This window comes from uncultured Flavobacterium sp. (assembly GCF_937967675.1).
Lineage (GTDB): Bacteria > Bacteroidota > Bacteroidia > Flavobacteriales > Flavobacteriaceae > Flavobacterium.
In genome coordinates this window covers 1-3,401 of record NZ_CALBSN010000032.1, presented here as the reverse complement: position 1 = coordinate 3,401, position 3,401 = coordinate 1, and the positions used below count along the sequence as shown (strand labels likewise).

At 32.5% G+C, this 3,401-nt stretch carries 3 protein-coding genes; all 3 read right to left on the bottom strand.

Features of this window, described 5'->3' with window-relative positions; translation table 11 throughout:
* On the bottom strand, positions 1-1,828 hold a 1,828-nt coding region (locus Q0075_RS01800; protein ID WP_297868032.1), incomplete at its 3' end, for an AAA family ATPase.
* Positions 1,829-1,904: 76 nt separating this feature from the next.
* The gene (locus Q0075_RS01795) at positions 1,905-2,480 is read right to left on the bottom strand and encodes an OmpH family outer membrane protein (protein ID WP_297868031.1); all 576 of its coding nucleotides are present in this window, start codon (positions 2,478-2,480) and stop codon (positions 1,905-1,907) included.
* 241 nt (positions 2,481-2,721) lie between these two features.
* On the bottom strand, positions 2,722-3,401 hold a 680-nt coding region (locus tag Q0075_RS01790; protein ID WP_297868030.1), incomplete at its 5' end, for a class I SAM-dependent methyltransferase.

The window sequence follows — 3,401 nt, the reverse complement described above, 5'->3', positions numbered from 1 at the left end:
AAATTTCTTTTCCTTCGACAATGATATTGGTGAGTAATTTTGCTTTTTTAAGTTGCAAAATCGCTTTGATTTGAAGTTCTTCTAAAACCAATAATTCGTCATAAAACGCTTTTACTTTTTTAATGCGTTTGACTTCTTCTATTTTCAACAATAATTCTTCGGCAACGGTATCTAAAGTTTTGAAAAAGTACTGATAAGCGGCATCACATCTTTCTTTTACGAAATTGACATCCAAATTTTCATCGGAAAAAATTTTATGCAATTGCGACATGAATTTCCCTGATGGTTCGAGAATTTCAGCTATTTTATCATGTTGGGTTTTTGCCCAGTCATTATGCTTTGTTTTTGGTGATTTTGGTGCTTCGGAATTATAACTAAATAAATGATTGCGCCATTCTTGACCTAATTCTTTGAAATCAAATGAATTAAGCAAAGTATTCAACCAGAAAAACAAGGTCTCTTTAGCTAACGAGTGTTGTAAAACTTCTTCAGAAGCTTTGTTTTCAGCATAACTGAGTACTTGTTCGTCGCTCGAAATGCCATTCATTCGCAACGGAGAAAGCAAAATAAGCCCTTTTAACGAACGTAAACGCGATAAAGCCACATATGCTTGTCCGGGAGCAAAAACTTGTGATACATCGAGCGCTGCTTTGTCAAAAGTTAAGCCCTGACTTTTATGTACGGTAATCGCCCAAGCCAATTTGATAGGGTAGTGGACAAAAGTTCCTATGACTTCTTCTTCAATTTCTTTAGTGTTTTCGTTGACTTTGTAGCGAATATTTTGCCATTCGTAGCGTTCCACTTCAATGGTTTTATTTTCTTCGGGAAAATGAACAAAAATTTCTTTTTCGGTTAACGAACTGATAACGCCCATTTTTCCGTTGAAGAATTGTTTTTCGAAATTCAAATCGTTTTTGATAAACATGACTTGCGCTCCGACTTTCAACTGCAATTGTTCTTCTAATGGATAAATTTTTTCTGGAAAATCGTCTGTAATTTCAGGTAAATAAGTGAATTGTTTTCCTTCTAAATCTTTTAACGACTGGGCGTTTATGGTATCTGCTTTTGCGTTATGCGTCGTTAAAATGATAAAACCTTTGTTTTTCTTCAGATCAAAATCGGGTAGTACAAATTGATTTAGCAATTGCACATCTTCCGAAGTGATTTTGTTGTGTCGTAAATTATTCAAAACATCAATAAATTCGGCGTCGGTTTGACGAAAAATTTTGTCTAATTCAATGTATAAAGGCGGAAATTGCTGAATTACATGCGAATGAAAAAAGAACATGCCTCGATAGTAATTCTTGAGCATTTCCCATTCTTCATTTTTAACCACGGGCGGTAATTGTAGTAAATCTCCTATAAATAATACTTGGACTCCTCCGAAAGGACGTTCGTTTCTTCGAACTTTTCGCATCATAAAATCCATCGCATCCAACACATCAGCACGCAACATAGATACTTCATCAATCACTAACAATTCCATATTTCGAATAACGGAACGTTTCACATTATTCATCTTAAAATGACGTCCAAGTGAATCGCGATTTTCGAATTTTACGGTATCTGAAAAATGTGGAAGTTGCTTATTATCAGGAATAAAAGCCGCAAAAGGCAATTGAAACATCGAGTGAATCGTAACTCCATTTGCGTTCAATGCAGCAATTCCTGTGGGCGCGACAACTACTGTATTTTTGTGAGTTGTTGCAATAATTTCCTTTAAAAGTGTGGTTTTTCCGGTTCCTGCTTTTCCGGTAAGGAAGATGGATTTATTGGTTTGATTAATAAATCTGAGAGTGTAACTAGCTGCGGCTGATACTTGTTCCATATGGCGTAAAATTTTAAAAAACAAATATATAGAAAGAATTAGAAATAAAAAAGTCCCGATAAATCGGGACTTTCAATTATTTTTTCTCATCTTCTTTAGTGGCTACTTTATCGTCTTTCTTAGTAGCTTTATAAGTATCGTTAAGCTCTTTTAAAACTTCTTTTGTGATATCATAACCCTCTTTAGCGTAAAGAACTGTTGCAGCATCACCTGTTCCGTAGATATAATCATATCCTTTTTTCTTTCCGTAATCTTTGATGAATTTTTTTACTTCGCTAATTAAAGTATCTTTTAAAACAGCTCCTTCTTGTTGTAATTGTTGAATTAAAGCATTTTGTTCAACTCCTAATTCTTGCTCTCTTTGTTGTAAAGCAGCTCCCATTTGTTGTGCCCATTGAGGTCCCTTAGCTTGCGCATTTCTCTGAAAATTCTGTGCGTCTGCTTGGAATGCTCTTACTTTTGCCTCAAGAGGACGACCTAATTCTTCAGATTTAACTTTGAATTTATCATCTTCATCTTTGAATTTCTCGTATTTCTCAATTAACTCAGCAGTATCTATATATGCAGTTTTAAATTCTTTTGAACTTGTTTCTGTTTTGTTACATGCTAAAACGCTAAATGCAACACCTAAAATCAATACTAATTTTTTCATCGTTGTATATTGGTAATTAATAATTTTTCGTAAAAGTAATAATAAGTTGTAAAGTAACAAATATGTTGCTTTTTTATTTATTTTTCAATTATAAGAATTTCTTATATATATTTTTAAAAATGATAGATTAAAGCTATTAAAATCAACTTTTATAATTTAAATTAGACAAAGCATCTAAAAAAAGACAGTAAATTACATCAAATTAAACAAAAAAGTGTCTAAAATCGCTTTAAAATGGTTTTTACTTGTTTTTTAACACATAAATATGTGATGAAAACTCTTTTTTAAAGAATCCTGATACATTTGAGATCAAACCGATAAAAAATCCAGAAATGAAATTCATTTTTCCTGATTTATATTTTTCGGATAAAAGTGATACATAAAAACTATCAAACCACATGGGTTTAATATCTTCCAAATTCATATTTTGTTTATCGAATAATTTTTCGATGGCTGTTTTTGAGAAATGCCACAAATGTCTTGGCACATCATAAGCGGCCCAAAATTCTTTATAATGATTCGCATCATACGATTTGAAATTAGGAACAGCAATAATAATTGTTCCAGAAGGTTTCAACAATCTTTTTAATTCAGCAACTTGATGTTCGACATCTGGAACGTGTTCTAAAACGTGCCACATGGTAATTACATCAAAAGAATTGCTTTCTAATTTTTCAATCGTATCACCAAATTTAATTCCTTTTCCAACAGCAATTCCTTTTGCTTTATCGTTTGGTTCAATTCCAAGAATATCCCAGTTCTGATTTTTGCATTCCAAAAGAAAATCTCCAGTTCCTGCTCCGATGTCTAAAATTCTTCCTTTAACAGGTTGGTAAGAATTTATCAATTTAACTTTATCACGAATGGCTTTTCTTTTGATGAAATGATACATTTTTTCAAACAACGTACGTTTTCCATCGG

Excerpts from the sequence above, each read along its gene's own strand:
- Q0075_RS01795 (WP_297868031.1), bottom strand. The coding sequence starts at position 2,480 with ATGAAAAAATTAGTATTGATTTTAGGTGTTGCATTTAGCGTTTTAGCA.